13 protein-coding genes and 1 riboswitch are annotated in these 12,478 nt (G+C 66.8%); of the genes, 4 read left to right on the forward strand and 9 right to left on the reverse strand.

The window, feature by feature from the left end; translation table 11 throughout:
- Window positions 1-253: 253 nt before the first annotated feature.
- Window positions 254-1,264, reverse strand: coding sequence for a 1-aminocyclopropane-1-carboxylate deaminase (locus tag AB4089_RS04330; RefSeq protein WP_441408069.1), 1,011 nt, complete (start codon window positions 1,262-1,264; stop codon window positions 254-256).
- A gap of 110 nt (window positions 1,265-1,374) precedes the next feature.
- On the opposite strand from AB4089_RS04330, the gene AB4089_RS04335 reads away from it, so the two are divergent.
- Window positions 1,375-2,028, forward strand: coding sequence for a GntR family transcriptional regulator (locus tag AB4089_RS04335; RefSeq protein ID WP_441408070.1), 654 nt, complete (start codon window positions 1,375-1,377; stop codon window positions 2,026-2,028).
- Between the two features lie 84 nt (window positions 2,029-2,112).
- Here the strand turns inward: AB4089_RS04335 and AB4089_RS04340 are convergent, their stop codons facing one another.
- Together AB4089_RS04340 and AB4089_RS04345 are read right to left on the reverse strand one after the other, a co-directional pair.
- Entirely contained in the window at window positions 2,113-3,402 is a 1,290-nt protein-coding gene (locus AB4089_RS04340; protein WP_441408071.1) for an adenylosuccinate synthase, read from the reverse strand.
- 197 nt (window positions 3,403-3,599) lie between these two features.
- Window positions 3,600-3,935 carry a hypothetical protein gene (locus AB4089_RS04345; protein WP_441408072.1) on the reverse strand — a complete coding sequence of 112 codons (336 nt, stop codon included), beginning with the start codon at window positions 3,933-3,935 and terminating at the stop codon, window positions 3,600-3,602.
- A 94-nt stretch (window positions 3,936-4,029) separates the two neighbouring features.
- Window positions 4,030-4,150: riboswitch (SAM riboswitch) on the forward strand.
- Between the two features lie 12 nt (window positions 4,151-4,162).
- On the opposite strand from AB4089_RS04345, the gene AB4089_RS04350 reads away from it, so the two are divergent.
- Complete coding sequence (locus AB4089_RS04350) at window positions 4,163-5,416, forward strand: cobalamin-independent methionine synthase II family protein (RefSeq protein WP_441408073.1); 1,254 nt, start codon at window positions 4,163-4,165, stop codon at window positions 5,414-5,416.
- 183 nt (window positions 5,417-5,599) lie between these two features.
- Window positions 5,600-6,232: a uracil-DNA glycosylase gene (locus AB4089_RS04355; protein WP_441408074.1), complete on the forward strand. Its 633-nt coding sequence runs from the start codon at window positions 5,600-5,602 to the stop codon at window positions 6,230-6,232.
- Window positions 6,233-6,306: 74 nt separating this feature from the next.
- Here the strand turns inward: AB4089_RS04355 and AB4089_RS04360 are convergent, their stop codons facing one another.
- The 4 genes from AB4089_RS04360 to AB4089_RS04375 all read right to left on the reverse strand — a co-directional run bounded on the left by AB4089_RS04360 (window position 6,307) and on the right by AB4089_RS04375 (window position 9,742).
- Window positions 6,307-6,732 carry a DUF3151 domain-containing protein gene (locus AB4089_RS04360; protein ID WP_018776136.1) on the reverse strand — a complete coding sequence of 142 codons (426 nt, stop codon included), beginning with the start codon at window positions 6,730-6,732 and terminating at the stop codon, window positions 6,307-6,309.
- 2 nt (window positions 6,733-6,734) lie between these two features.
- On the reverse strand, window positions 6,735-7,754 hold the full coding sequence (gene fbaA / locus AB4089_RS04365; RefSeq protein WP_441408075.1) for a class II fructose-bisphosphate aldolase: 1,020 nt from the start codon (window positions 7,752-7,754) through the stop codon (window positions 6,735-6,737).
- A 233-nt stretch (window positions 7,755-7,987) separates the two neighbouring features.
- Window positions 7,988-8,920 carry a hypothetical protein gene (locus AB4089_RS04370; protein ID WP_441408076.1) on the reverse strand — a complete coding sequence of 311 codons (933 nt, stop codon included), beginning with the start codon at window positions 8,918-8,920 and terminating at the stop codon, window positions 7,988-7,990.
- 147 nt (window positions 8,921-9,067) lie between these two features.
- Window positions 9,068-9,742, reverse strand: a complete 675-nt coding sequence (locus AB4089_RS04375) for a TrmH family RNA methyltransferase (RefSeq protein ID WP_441408360.1) — start codon at window positions 9,740-9,742, stop codon at window positions 9,068-9,070.
- 96 nt (window positions 9,743-9,838) lie between these two features.
- Here AB4089_RS04375 and AB4089_RS04380 point away from each other — a divergent pair, with 96 nt between their 5' ends.
- The gene (locus AB4089_RS04380) at window positions 9,839-10,693 is read left to right on the forward strand and encodes an HAD-IIA family hydrolase (RefSeq protein WP_441408077.1); all 855 of its coding nucleotides are present in this window, start codon (window positions 9,839-9,841) and stop codon (window positions 10,691-10,693) included.
- A gap of 9 nt (window positions 10,694-10,702) precedes the next feature.
- Here the strand turns inward: AB4089_RS04380 and AB4089_RS04385 are convergent, their stop codons facing one another.
- On the reverse strand, window positions 10,703-11,731 hold the full coding sequence (locus AB4089_RS04385) for a thioesterase domain-containing protein (protein ID WP_441408078.1): 1,029 nt from the start codon (window positions 11,729-11,731) through the stop codon (window positions 10,703-10,705).
- Window positions 11,732-11,851: 120 nt separating this feature from the next.
- Complete coding sequence (locus AB4089_RS04390; protein WP_441408079.1) at window positions 11,852-12,397, reverse strand: hypothetical protein; 546 nt, start codon at window positions 12,395-12,397, stop codon at window positions 11,852-11,854.
- Between the last annotated feature and the right edge of the window lie 81 nt (window positions 12,398-12,478).

Genomic DNA, 12,478 nt, shown 5'->3' on the forward strand with positions numbered 1-12,478 from the left:
CGGTGGGGGGTCCTAGCTCCGGTGGCGCTTACAAAGAGGTAATCGCTGGGCGGGCCCGAAAGGTTACGCACCAATCGGAAGTTTTTTGATTTTCTTTTTTGGGCCCGACTTTGCGGGGCTAAACGACGACGGCGGCGGGCCCCCTCGCAAGGGAACCCGCCGCCGTCGTGCGCCGCTACCACCCACCCGTTGCGCTATCACTTAGGGCTGTTCTGAAGCACTCAAACGACCCTAAGTGATAGGGCAACAGCTCTTAGGAGCGGAACAGCCCGCTGTAGGCATTGAGGGCGATCTGTCCGCCCAGGTGGGCATAAAGAACGTTGCTGCCTGCCGGAATCTCCCGGCTTTTCACGAGGTCGATCAGCCCGGCCAGGGACTTGCCCTCGTAGACGGGGTCGGTGATCATGGCCTCGAGCGAGGCGCCCAGGCGGATGGCTTCCAGGGTGGAATCCACCGGGATTCCGTAGAGGTCCCCGGCCCAGCCCTCCATGACGTTGATTTCGTCGTCGCGGAGTTCCCTGCCCACGCCGATCAGCTCGGCCGTGTTCCGGGCAATGCGTTCAACCTGGTCGTGGGTCTTCGCCAGGGTGGCCGAGGCATCGATGCCGATCACGCGGCGCGGTTTGTCCTGGCCGGCAAAACCGGCGATCATTCCGGCGTGGGTGGACCCGGTGACGGTGCAGACCACGATCGTGTCGAAGAAGATGCCAAGTTCCCGCTCCTGCTCTTGCACCTCGTAGGCCCAGTTGGCGAAGCCCAGTCCGCCGAGCCGGTGGTCGGAGCCGCCCGCGGGGATCGCGTACGGCTTCCCGCCGGCGGCCTTGACCTCCTCGATCGCGTTCTCCCAACTGCTGCGGATGCCGATGTCAAAGCCCGCGCTGTCCAGCCGGACATCGGCACCCATGATGCGCGAGAGCAGGATGTTGCCCACGCGGTCGGACAGCGGGTCCGGCCAGTCGACCCAGTTTTCCTGGACCAGGCGGGCCTTGAGGCCGAGTTTCGCCGCCACCGCGGCGACCTGGCGGGTGTGGTTGGACTGGTAGCCACCAATGGAGACCAGGGTGTCCGCGCCCTGCGCCAGGGCTTCCGGGACGAAGTACTCCAGCTTGCGGGTCTTGTTGCCGCCAAACGCGAGGCCGCTGTTGACGTCCTCCCGTTTCGCCCAGATCTTCGCGCCGCCCAGGTGCGCGCTGAGCCGCGGCAGCGGGTGGACGGGGCTCGGCCCGAACATCAGGGGGTAGCGCTCAAAATCGGTGATGGCCATCGACAGTCCTTCGCTCGCGGTGGGAACGGCTTTCTGAAAGTGCAGAATGCAATATATTGCATTCTCCGACATCGGCTCCGGAAGGACAAGGGCGATATACGATATGTTGCATGCCCGTACCCCCGTTCTCCGGAGTCCATAAGCGGCCGCTGCTGCGGGACAACGTCTTTGACTCGATCCGGAACGCGATTGTGGACGGCACCTTCGAGCCCGGCGAACGGCTGAAAGACACAGAGCTGGAGGCCTGGCTGGGCGTAAGCCGGACACCGATCCGGGAGGCGCTGCTGCGGCTGGAACGGGCAGGCCTGGTCATCGCGTTGCCCGGCAAGGCGACCATCGTGGCCCCCTATGACCAGGCATCCACCCTCAGCACGCAACAGGTGGTGGCCGGGCTGCACGAACTGGCCGCACGCCTGGCCGTCCCAGTCCTGGCCAAGGAACACCTCGACGCGATGACCCAGGCCAACGCGCGGTTCGAACGGGCCCTCCGGGACGCCGACGTGGAGTCGGCGCTCGAGGCCGATGACGATTTCCACGCCGTCTTTGTCACGGCCGGCGGCAACCTCGTGCTCCAGGAACTCCTGGAACAGACCACCCCCGTCCTGCGCCGCGTGGAGCGGATGCGCTTCGGATCCTTTGCCGCCCGGGAATCGGTGGCGCAGCACGCAGAAATCATCCGGCTCGCCCGCCTGGGTGACACCGAAGCCGCCGCCAGGGCCTGCCGGGAGAACTGGCTGTCGCTGCGTTTCACGTCCGCAGAGTAGCCCGGCATAGGAACTTAACTGCGACGGCGGCGGGCCGCCCCGTCCAGGGTGGCCCGCCGCCGTCGTAAGCCCGTCAGTGAGGCGCTAGTCGTTGATGAGGTCGTTGACCACGATCGTCTGGTCGCGGTCCGGGCCGACGCCGATCGCGGAGAACCGGGTGCCGGAGAGCTTCTCCAGGGCCAGGACGTAGTTCCGGGCATTTTCCGGCAGGTCCTCCAGGGTGCGGGCACCGGTGATGTCCTCGGTCCAGCCGTCGAAGAACTCGAAGATCGGCTTGGCGTGGTGGAACTCGGTCTGGGTCATGGGCATTTCGTCGTGCCGCACGCCGTCGACGTCGTAGGCCACGCAGACCGGGATCTGCTCGATGCCGGTGAGGACGTCCAGCTTGGTGACGAAGTAGTCCGTGAAGCCGTTGACGCGGGAGGCGTGGCGGGCCAGGACGGCGTCGTACCAGCCGCAGCGGCGGGGACGGCCGGTGTTGACGCCGAATTCGCCGCCGGTCTTCTGCAGGTACATGCCCATCTCATCGAACAGTTCCGTGGGGAACGGCCCGGCGCCCACACGGGTGGTGTACGCCTTGATGATGCCGATGGAGCGGGAGATCCGGGTAGGGCCGATGCCCGAGCCCACGGAGGCGCCGCCGGCGGTCGGGTTCGAGGACGTCACGAAGGGGTAGGTGCCGTGGTCGACGTCCAGGAAGGTGGCCTGGCCGCCCTCCATGAGGACCACCTTGCCCTCGTCCAGGGCGGTGTTCAGCACGTAGGTGCTGTCGATGACCAGCGGGCGCAGACGCTCGGCGAAGGACAGGAAGTACTCCACGATCTCGTCCACCTCGATGTCGCGGCGGTTGTAGACCTTGACCAGCAGCTCGTTCTTTTGGCGCAGCGAGCCCTCCACCTTCTGGCGCAGGATCGAGGCGTCGAAGACGTCCTGGACGCGGATGCCCAGGCGGGCCACCTTGTCCATGTAGGCCGGGCCGATGCCGCGTCCGGTGGTGCCGATGGCGCGGCTGCCGAGGAACCGCTCGGTGACCTTGTCCAGGACCTGGTGGTAGGGCGCCACAAGGTGAGCGTTGGCGGAGACGCGCAGCTTGGAGGTGTCCGCGCCGCGGGCTTCCAGTCCGTCGATCTCCTGGAACAGGGCTTCCAGGTTCACCACGCAGCCGTTGCCGATGATCGGAATCGCGTTCGGGCTCAGGATGCCGGCCGGAAGGAGCTTGAGCTCATACTTCTCACCGCCTACGACGACGGTGTGCCCGGCGTTGTTGCCGCCGTTGGGCTTGACGACGTAGTCAACGCGGCCACCAAGCAGGTCAGTGGCCTTACCTTTGCCTTCGTCGCCCCATTGGGCTCCGACGATCACGATTGCTGGCATGGGATCCTCCCCCATTCGTTCGGGCCGAGCTCTGGTTGATGCACCAGGTGATCACCGCAGCTCAGCGCCGTTCATGAGAATGCCCCGAATCTACCGCTGTGCTCTTTACCAACGCCAGAGTTCCGGGGCTCTTACCACCCAAGTTTAGCCGAAATCGGTGGCCCGTATCGTTTTGGGTCCTTGTGTGGACGCGGCGGCTAGCCCGCGGTGAACGCCAAGGCGGCTTCCGCGAGCGATGGCCACGCCCCCGCCGACGCCGCCGGCACTTCCACCCAGTCCTTGAAGGGCCGGCCCATGCCAGAGGGATCGAAGAGCCGCGCGCCCGGGAGTTCGAGGGCGCCGGTGTGATACGGCGAATCCCTGCCCAGCTTGAAGGCCATCGCGTCTCCGTTGAGGCAGGCCATGGCCTTCTTGTTGACCATCAGGGCCCGGGCGCCAAAGGTCTGGCCCAGGGCTACTCCCGCGCCGGCCAGGTCTGCGGCCACGCCTTCGAAGGCGTCGACGGCGGCAGCGGAGGATTCGTTCTTCTTCATAGCTGCATCATCCACCCAGGTCGCGGCCGACACATAGAGGGCATGACTTGCGGGCGCCACTTGCAAGAGCAGCCGGTGTGGAATTGAGTGGGAGTAACCATCCCGAGCGGCCGAGGGACCTGGACCGTTGACGCCGCAGCAACCCTGCCGGACACGGCCCGCTTCGCCGCGGCAGCCGTGGCCGGCAACGGTGCTACCGCCAGGACCGATGGAAAGGAAAGAGCGCAATGTCCCAGAACGCCATCTCCCCGAGAACCGTTACCCGGAGCGCTGTTACCCCGAACGCCGACCGCATCCGCGTCACCCATGCCGGTTCGTTGCCCCGCACCACCGAGCTGATCGCGGCGAACGAGGCCAAGGAGACCGACGGCATCTCGCCCGAATTCCTGGACCTGCTCGAAACCTCGGTGGTGGATGTCGTCCAGCGCCAGAAGGATCTGGGGATCGACATCCCCAACGACGGCGAGTACGGGCATACGATGTCCAGCTCCGTGGACTACGGCGCCTGGTGGAACTACTCGTTCTCCCGGCTCGGCGGCCTGCAACCGACCGACGTGGACCGCTGGGCCGACGCCAAGGTGCACCGTTCCTCACCGGGCCACATCGTCCTGACGTCCTTCCCCGACCGCCGGGACCGGCAGAAGTTCGATGAAGCCTACAACGACCCCTCCTCCGGGATCCTGGCCCACCGCAAGGCCGTCACCCAGCCGAAGATCGCGGGACCGCTGACGTACACGGGCCAGGCGCTCGTGGCCTCGGACATCGCCAACCTGAAGACCGGCCTGGCCGCGGCTGGCCTCGCCGAGGGGTTCGTCGCCTCCCTCTCCCCCGGGTCGTGCGCCCGCGTGGCCAACGAGTACTACCGGAGCGACGAGGAACTCCTCTACGCCTGCGCCGACGCCATGCGGGAGGAGTACAGGGCCATCATCGACGCCGGCCTGACGGTCCAGCTCGACGACCCGTCCCTGGCCGAGAGCTGGGACCAGATCAACCCCGAGCCGAGCCTGGCGGACTACCTGAAGTTCATCCAGCTCCGGGTCGAGGCAACGAACTGGGCCCTGCGCGACCTCCCGCAGGAGCAGATCCGGCTGCATGTCTGCTGGGGCTCCTGGCACGGTCCCCACACCACCGACATCCCGTTCGCGGACATCGTCGGCTCGGTCCTGCAGATCAATGCCGGCAGCTACTCCTTCGAGGCCGCCAACGTCCGGCACGAGCACGAGTGGCGGGTCTGGGAAGACACGACGCTTCCCGAGGGGAAGGCAATCGTCCCCGGCGTCGTTTCGCACGCCACCAACGTCGTGGAACACCCGGACCTCGTGGCCGACCGGATCGTGCGGTTCGCGGACCTCGTGGGGCGGGAAAATGTGATTGCCTCCACAGATTGCGGGCTGGGCGGCCGGGTGCACCCGCAAATCGCCTACGCCAAGCTGGAGGCCCTAGGGGAAGGGGCCCGCCGCGCCACCAAGCGGCTCTGGTAGCAGCACCGGACGGCAGGCCGGACCCGGCGCTGCATTTCGCGGGGCTTGATAGACTGATAAGGATCGACCAGGAATCGGTCCACACCACATTTTCAAACCACACCGTTGCTCAGCATGCCCTTAATCAGGCGTCTCCGCGGTGGTGTGGCAGCTTTGCCAATCCCGCAGGAGACCCAGCACCATATGACAGCCCTGGCCACCGAAAATTTCCGCGAAGAGCTTCTGAGCCGCCGGTACGAACCTAGCGTCGCCCCCGTCAACGAGCTCCTTGACGTCCTCCAGGCAACCAAAGCTGGCACCGCTGTCCCCTACGTGGACCCCATGCACGATGTCGAAGAGTGCCGCATCATCAGCTTGTACTCGAACATCGGCACCGCGGATGCGTCAGGCTTCATCACCGCCGGCGATGACGAGGCGGCCACCCGCATGCTCGGCATCCAGTGGAAGCTGGGCCTGCGCCCCGAATTCGTCATGCCGTGGAACGTCCACCCGTGGCACGTCCCGGGCGAGCCCAACGGCAAGTTCACGCCGGACCAGATTTCCGCGGGCCTCAAGCCGCTGCTGAAGTTCCTGGCCCTCGTGCCACGCGCCTCCGTGATCGTCGCTCACGGCACCGAGGCCAACCGCCTGGCCAACCTGCTGCTCAAGACCGAAGTGCCCATGATCTGGCGCCGCGGCCTGAAGACCTACAAGGTCCGTTCGCTCAGCGGCCGCGCGTTCGCCGGCACCCCGGCCCGCCAGGAAGAGTACCTGGCCGAAATGCGCACCGCGTACGCGGACGCCATGGCCCGCACGGGCCTGGCCAAAGCCAGCTAGTCCACATCTGAGCTTCAACGACGACGGGCTCCCACCTCATGGTGGGAGCCCGCCGTCGTTGGTTCAACCCCAGGTCAGCCTTCGGCTTCGATGGCCGCCTTCGCGCCGGGATCGGAATCCTTCAGGAACTTCTCGATCCGCTCCGGCTCCTCGGCCTCGCCGATCGCCGCGGACGCACGGCCCAGCGAGTAGAGCGAGCGCAGGAAGCCGCGGTTGGGTTCGTGCTCCCACGGGATGGGCCCGACGCCGCGCCAGCCATTGCGGCGCAGCGAGTCCAGGCCGCGGTGGTAGCCCACCCGCGAGTACGCGTAGGAATCGATGGTGCGGCCTTCGTTCCACGCCTCCTCGGCCAGGATGGCCCACAGGAGCGAGGACGTGGGGTGCTTCGCCACGAGGTCCACGGCTTCCTGGCCGAGCGCGAGGTGCTGATAGATCTCAGACTCGGCAGGCAGGAGCGTGGGCTCTGGACCCATCAGGTTCTTGCGGAACTCATCGGACATGGCTAGAAGGTCTTGCCGGTGGAGCCCAGCTGCTGGGCTGCCTCGACCACGCGGGCGGCCAGGCCGGCCTCGGCGGAGGCGCCCCAGACGCGGGGGTCATAGAGCTTCTTGTTGCCGACCTCGCCGTCGACCTTCAGCACGCCGTCGTAGTTGCGCAGCATGTGGTCCACAACCGGGCGGGTGTAGGCGTACTGGGTGTCGGTGTCGATGTTCATCTTGATGACGCCGTAGGAGACGGCGTCGGCGATCTCCTTGTCCGAGGAGCCGGAGCCGCCGTGGAACACGAGGTCGAACGGGTTGGCCTTGCCGATCTTGGCACCCACCTGCTCCTGGATGTCCTTGAGGATCTCCGGGCGGAGCTTGACGCCGCCGGGCTTGTAGACGCCGTGCACGTTGCCGAAGGTCAGCGCGGTGATGTAGCGGCCGTTTTCGCCGGAACCGAGCGCGTCGATGGTGGCCAGGGCGTCCTCGACCGTGGTGTAGAGCTTGTCGTTGATGGCGTTCTCGACGCCGTCTTCCTCGCCGCCGACGGTGCCGATCTCAACTTCGAGGATCATCTTGGCGGCCGCGGTGCGCTCGAGCAGTTCACGGGCGATCCGCAGGTTTTCCTGCAGGGTCTCGGCGGAACCGTCCCACATGTGCGAGTTGAAGAGGGGGTTGCGGCCGGCCTTTACCTCGGCCTCGGACGCGGCGAGCAGCGGAAGCACGAAGCCGTCCAGCTTGTCCTTGGGGCAGTGGTCCGTGTGCAGGGCGATGTTGACGCCGTAGTTCTTGGCCACCTCGCGGGCGAAGGCCGCGAAGCCCAGGGAGCCGGCAACCATGTCCTTGGTGGAGGCGCCGGACCAGTAAGCAGCACCGCCGGTGGAAACCTGGACGATGCCGTCGGACTCGGCCTCGGCGAAGCCGCGCAGGGCGGCGTTCAGGGTCTGGGAGGACGTGACATTGACAGCTGGGAAGGCGAAGCCGCCCGTCTTTGCGCGGTCGATCATCTCGGAGTAGATCTCTGGGGTTGCAATGGGCATGCTGACTCCTAAAGTGAATTTCGTCTACGGGCTGGTGATTCTGGAAGGAACCTCGTCGGCTACGAACCATCCTAGTCATTCCTGCGCCGCGGCCGTGTCTCCGGTCACTGTGCCCCTGTAACACTCGCGCCCCGGCGGTTCCGCCCTACGCCGTGAGCTCGCCGCGGCCCGGCCCGTGGCGCGCCCAGACTGCAGTTCGCGGCAGTGTGCGCGTCCGGCATTGCCGCGAACTGTCATCTCGCGCGCCAGCCCCGGCTCTCCAACGCTGCCCGGACCTTCCGGACGGCCGCGGGATGCTCGCCGGCAAGATCCAGCCGGGACACCCGCACCTCAAGCCACCCGCAGAACGCGGCGGTGTCCGCCCGCCGGATGTCTCGCAGGTATTGGTCTTCCCCGTTATGGTGTGCGCCCTCGTACTGGAGCGCGATGCGCCACTCGGGATAGGCGGCATCGGGCCAGAGCACCGGAGCGCCTGCTCCACCCCACACGACCAGGTTCAGGACCGGCTCGGGCAGGCCTGCATGAAGGAGCGCCAGGCGCAGCCGGGTTTCGGGCGGCGAGTCAGCCCCAACACGGATCAGTTCGACGGCGGCGCGGGCCTTGCGCACGCCCCTGCAGCCGGGATGTCGCGCCACCATGGCGCGCAACTCCTCGATGCCGCACAGGGGTTCGCGGGGCACGGGGAACTCGGGGCCGTGGGAGCACACCAGAGCATCACCCACCGCGACGAGTTCGTCCACACCCAGTGCCGAGGCCAGGTCCAGCCACGTCCTGGCGGGCGAGGTGAGCCGGGCGCCGTCGAGCTCCACCACCTCGTCCGGAAACAACGTCAACACATGCCCCACGACGTTGACCCGGCGGGGCGCGCTCAAGCCCCGTCGTCGTGCGAGATGGATACGCCAATCTTCCTCAAGCCGGCCCGGCAGTGGGGCCGCCCAGAGCCGCGCCGCGGATCCGAGGCTGAGCACGGACTCGTCGTCCAGCTCGGTGTAGGCCCGCATGGCCGCGGCGCCCGAGGGTGCAGCGTCCATGGGCAACCGGATCCCGCGTGAGACCGTAACGAGGTCCTGGGCTTGGGTGCGGGTGCGGGTGACGCCGGCCTTGTCGGCGGCGCGCAGCGAGAAGGAACCGGTGGTCAGATGAAGGGGAAGCGGTGCCCGGCGCATGGCCCATTGTGACCGTTTCGGCCGGGCGCCGTGAGCGTTTTCCACAGGTCGTTACCGCAGGCGCCATCGAGACTGCATTTCACGGCAATGTGAGGCGAAAACACTGCCGCGAAGTGCGTTCTCGCGGTGCGTTTCGGCGGACCGACCCTATCCCGGGAGCTGGCCGAATACGTGGCGGCGGATCCAGGCGTGCATCGCGATCGCGGCGGCGGAGGCGGCGTTGATGGACCGGGTGGAGCCGAACTGCTCGATCGACAGGGTGTCCACGGCCGCCTCGTGGACCTCGGGGGTCAGGCCCGGGCCCTCCTGGCCGAAGACCAGGACGCAGTCCCTGGGCAGTTCGTAGGTCTCCAGCGGGACGGAGTCCGGGAAGATGTCGATTCCGATGATCGCCAGCCCCTCCCCCTGGGCCCAGGCCACGAAGTCCTCCACGGTGGGGTGGTGGCGGACGTGCTGGTACCGGTCGGTGACCATGGCCCCGCGGCGGTTCCACCGGCGTCGTCCGATGATGTGGACTTCCTTGGCCAGGAACGCGTTGGCCGTGCGGACCACGGTGCCGATGTTCATGTCGTGCTGCCAGTTCTCAATCGCGATGTGGAAACTGTGACGCTTGGAGTCCAGGTCCGCCACGATCGCCTCGTGCTTCCAGTACCGGTATTGGTCGACGACATTGCGCCGGTCCCCGTCGGCCAGGAGGTCCGGATCCCAGTGCTCGCCCTGGGGAAGGTCGCCTTCCCAGGGGCCGACGCCGACCTCCGCCTTCGGTTCGGCCTCAGCCTCAGCCTCTGCCGCGACCGCCGGCTCCGCTGATGTCGCTGGCACAGGCGTTACGCCGGCGTCGCCGGGGATCTCGGGTTCAGTCACGCCTCAACATTAGACTGGGACCCAGGTAGCGGCACACTTACGGCGGAGGACACCATGGCAGATCAGCGCGACGAGCAGGCGACCGACTCAGGAGAGACCCGTTCCTATGCTTCGATGTACCGCAGCGGCCAGGAAATCGAGTGCTGGCTGACGGACATGGACGGCGTGCTGGTCCATGAGAACCAGCCCATCCCGGGCGCCTCAGAACTGATCCAGCGCTGGGTGGACACCTCCAAGCGATTCCTGGTGCTGACCAACAACTCGATCTTCACGCCCCGGGACCTCGCGGCGCGGCTGAGTTCTTCCGGTCTGGAAATCCCGGAGGAGAACATCTGGACCTCGGCGCTGGCCACCGCCCAGTTCCTCAAGGACCAGGTGCGCGGCTCGGAGTCGGGGAACCGCGCGTACACGATCGGTGAAGCGGGGCTCACGACGGCGCTCCACGAGGCGGGCTTCATCCTCACCGACCAGAACCCCGACTTCGTGGTGCTCGGCGAGACCCGCACCTACTCGTTCGAGGCCATCACCATGGCCATCCGGCTGATCCTGGCCGGGGCGCGCTTCATCGCCACGAACCCGGACGCCACCGGCCCGTCCAAGGATGGCCCCATGCCCGCCACCGGGGCCATCGCGGCGCTCATCACCAAGGCGACGGGCCGCGAACCGTACATTGTGGGCAAGCCCAACCCGATGATGTTCCGGTCGGCGATGAACCAGATCGACGCGCACTCCGAAACCACGGCCATGATCGGCGACCGCATGGACACCGACATCATCGCCGGCATGGAAGCGGGCCTGCACACGGTGCTGGTGCTCAGCGGCATCACGCACCGGGACGACATCGCCGCCTACCCGTTCCGGCCCAACCAGATCCTGAATTCCGTGGCGGACCTCAAAAACCAGATCTAGGCAAACCCCTCAGAACGCCGTCATCTTCCCGCCGCCGCCCGGCAGCGGGAAGAGCTCGTCCTGGAGTTTTTCGATGATGGGCCGGTAGATGAACGGGCTCCAGCCCGGGCTCGCGTGCTCCGGCCTGGCTCCGTCCGTACGCAGGTCATCCGAGACCATGTTGGCCTGGAAGGTCAGTGACCACGTGTCCCGCGCGGTCTCGTAGTCCACCGTCTTGTCCCGGGGGTTGCCGATGAACGCCATCTTTGTCCCGCCGAGCTTCCCCACGAAGCGGCTGGCCTCGAAGTGGTAGATGTAGGCCGATTCGGACTGGATCAGCACGCTGGAGGGCGCGATCGGCGAGAGCTGCTCCAGCGTCTGGTCCACGATCTGGCCCCAACTGCGTTCATCCTTGTGCAGCATCCGCTCGCTGAGCTCGTAGCCGCCGCGCAGCACTGTGGGGAAGCGGAACCCGCTCTCGTAAAGCAGCACCACGCCCTCGAACCAGCTCTGGTCCAGCACGTCATGCCGGCTCGCAGGGCTGGAGTCGAGCAGGATGAACGCCACTTCCACGCCGTGCAGCTCGCGCAGCCGGGCGGCCACCTGGGTTGCCACCATGCCGCCAAAACTGTGGCCGTAGAAGTAGAGCGTGGTGAGGTTGTGGGCGCGGGCGTGCTCGATCACGGCGATGACCACCTCGTCGATGTCCAGCCCCTCGTTGGAATATCCGACGGCGGCGAGCTGGCCCCGCTTGTTCAGGGACCCGCGCAGCGCGTTCAGGATCCACTGGGCCTCTTCCCAGCTCGTTTTGTAGCCGGGGAACAGGATCCAGCTGGCGTAGGGGAAATACCGTTCCGCGACGTCATCCGGTACTTCGATGATCCGGGTGGTCCGCCGCTCGGTCTGAACACGCCGGGTGAACAGCATGTCCGCCGCCAGCAGCGACGCGGACCCGGCGCCGATCAGGAACGTGCGACGTGAAACGCGTTTGAGTTCGACGGCGCGGCGGAGCAGGCGGGCCTCGGCAGAACCGGGGCCTCGCGGATGGTTCGGTTCCATCTCGGCCGGCACATCTCTACCGTATCCACGCACGGGCGGGGAAGAGAAACCGGTCCAAACGGCAGTCCCACAGGGCAGCAGCCTGGGCTCCCGTCGGCTCCGTTGCCGCCCGTTGACCGGCTAGGCAGGCTCGGCTTCGCGGCCGACCTCCCGGCGGCTGATCTCCATGCCGATCTCGTCATAGGTGGCCAGGAGTTCCGAACGGGCCATGTCAGTGGGGTCATCCAGCAGGCCGAACACAGAGTCGCTCGCGGCGAGGAGTTCGTCGTCGGAGTACCGGGTCAGCTGCCGAGTGCCGGAGGGGTCGACCGAGGCCAGGAACTCTCCGGACATGTCCAGGGTGGGCAGCGCGCCGGAATCATCGCCTCGCGGGGTCAGTTCCAGGGAGACGCCGCCGGGGGCGGTCATGCCGGCGATTTCCTGGCCGGCGCTCCCGCCGTCGACCGCGTTGAGGTCGTTGCGCAAGCCCGAGAGCGCCGCCGATTCGACGACGGCGGCCAGGCCGAGGTCGACGCGGATGTGCGAGTTGATCCCCATGCGGCGAACGCGCTGGATGATGTGCATCAGGGAGGGGCGGGAGGCTTGCGTGAGGCTCCCCCGGACAATGATCCGGACGACGTCGGAAACGACATCGAGTTTGACGTGGGCTTGCAGCGACTGGTCCATAGGTACTCCAAAGAAGGGTGACTATGGCCGACGGCTCAACCGCACCCAGCGTATCCCCGCCTGTGGCTGCGCACAAGTCAT

This window comes from Arthrobacter sp. 2MCAF15, assembly GCF_052115605.1.
GTDB lineage: Bacteria > Actinomycetota > Actinomycetes > Actinomycetales > Micrococcaceae > Arthrobacter.

Coding starts and splice junctions, on each gene's coding strand:
- AB4089_RS04330 (WP_441408069.1), bottom strand. CDS start 1,264: ATGGCCATCACCGATTTTGAGCGCTACCCCCTGATGTTCGGGCCGAGC.
- AB4089_RS04335 (WP_441408070.1), top strand. CDS start 1,375: ATGCCCGTACCCCCGTTCTCCGGAGTCCATAAGCGGCCGCTGCTGCGG.
- AB4089_RS04340 (WP_441408071.1), bottom strand. CDS start 3,402: ATGCCAGCAATCGTGATCGTCGGAGCCCAATGGGGCGACGAAGGCAAA.
- AB4089_RS04345 (WP_441408072.1), bottom strand. CDS start 3,935: ATGAAGAAGAACGAATCCTCCGCTGCCGCCGTCGACGCCTTCGAAGGC.
- AB4089_RS04350 (WP_441408073.1), top strand. CDS start 4,163: ATGTCCCAGAACGCCATCTCCCCGAGAACCGTTACCCGGAGCGCTGTT.
- AB4089_RS04355 (WP_441408074.1), top strand. CDS start 5,600: ATGACAGCCCTGGCCACCGAAAATTTCCGCGAAGAGCTTCTGAGCCGC.
- AB4089_RS04360 (WP_018776136.1), bottom strand. CDS start 6,732: ATGTCCGATGAGTTCCGCAAGAACCTGATGGGTCCAGAGCCCACGCTC.
- fbaA (WP_441408075.1), bottom strand. CDS start 7,754: ATGCCCATTGCAACCCCAGAGATCTACTCCGAGATGATCGACCGCGCA.
- AB4089_RS04370 (WP_441408076.1), bottom strand. CDS start 8,920: ATGCGCCGGGCACCGCTTCCCCTTCATCTGACCACCGGTTCCTTCTCG.
- AB4089_RS04380 (WP_441408077.1), top strand. CDS start 9,839: ATGGCAGATCAGCGCGACGAGCAGGCGACCGACTCAGGAGAGACCCGT.
- AB4089_RS04385 (WP_441408078.1), bottom strand. CDS start 11,731: ATGGAACCGAACCATCCGCGAGGCCCCGGTTCTGCCGAGGCCCGCCTG.
- AB4089_RS04390 (WP_441408079.1), bottom strand. CDS start 12,397: ATGGACCAGTCGCTGCAAGCCCACGTCAAACTCGATGTCGTTTCCGAC.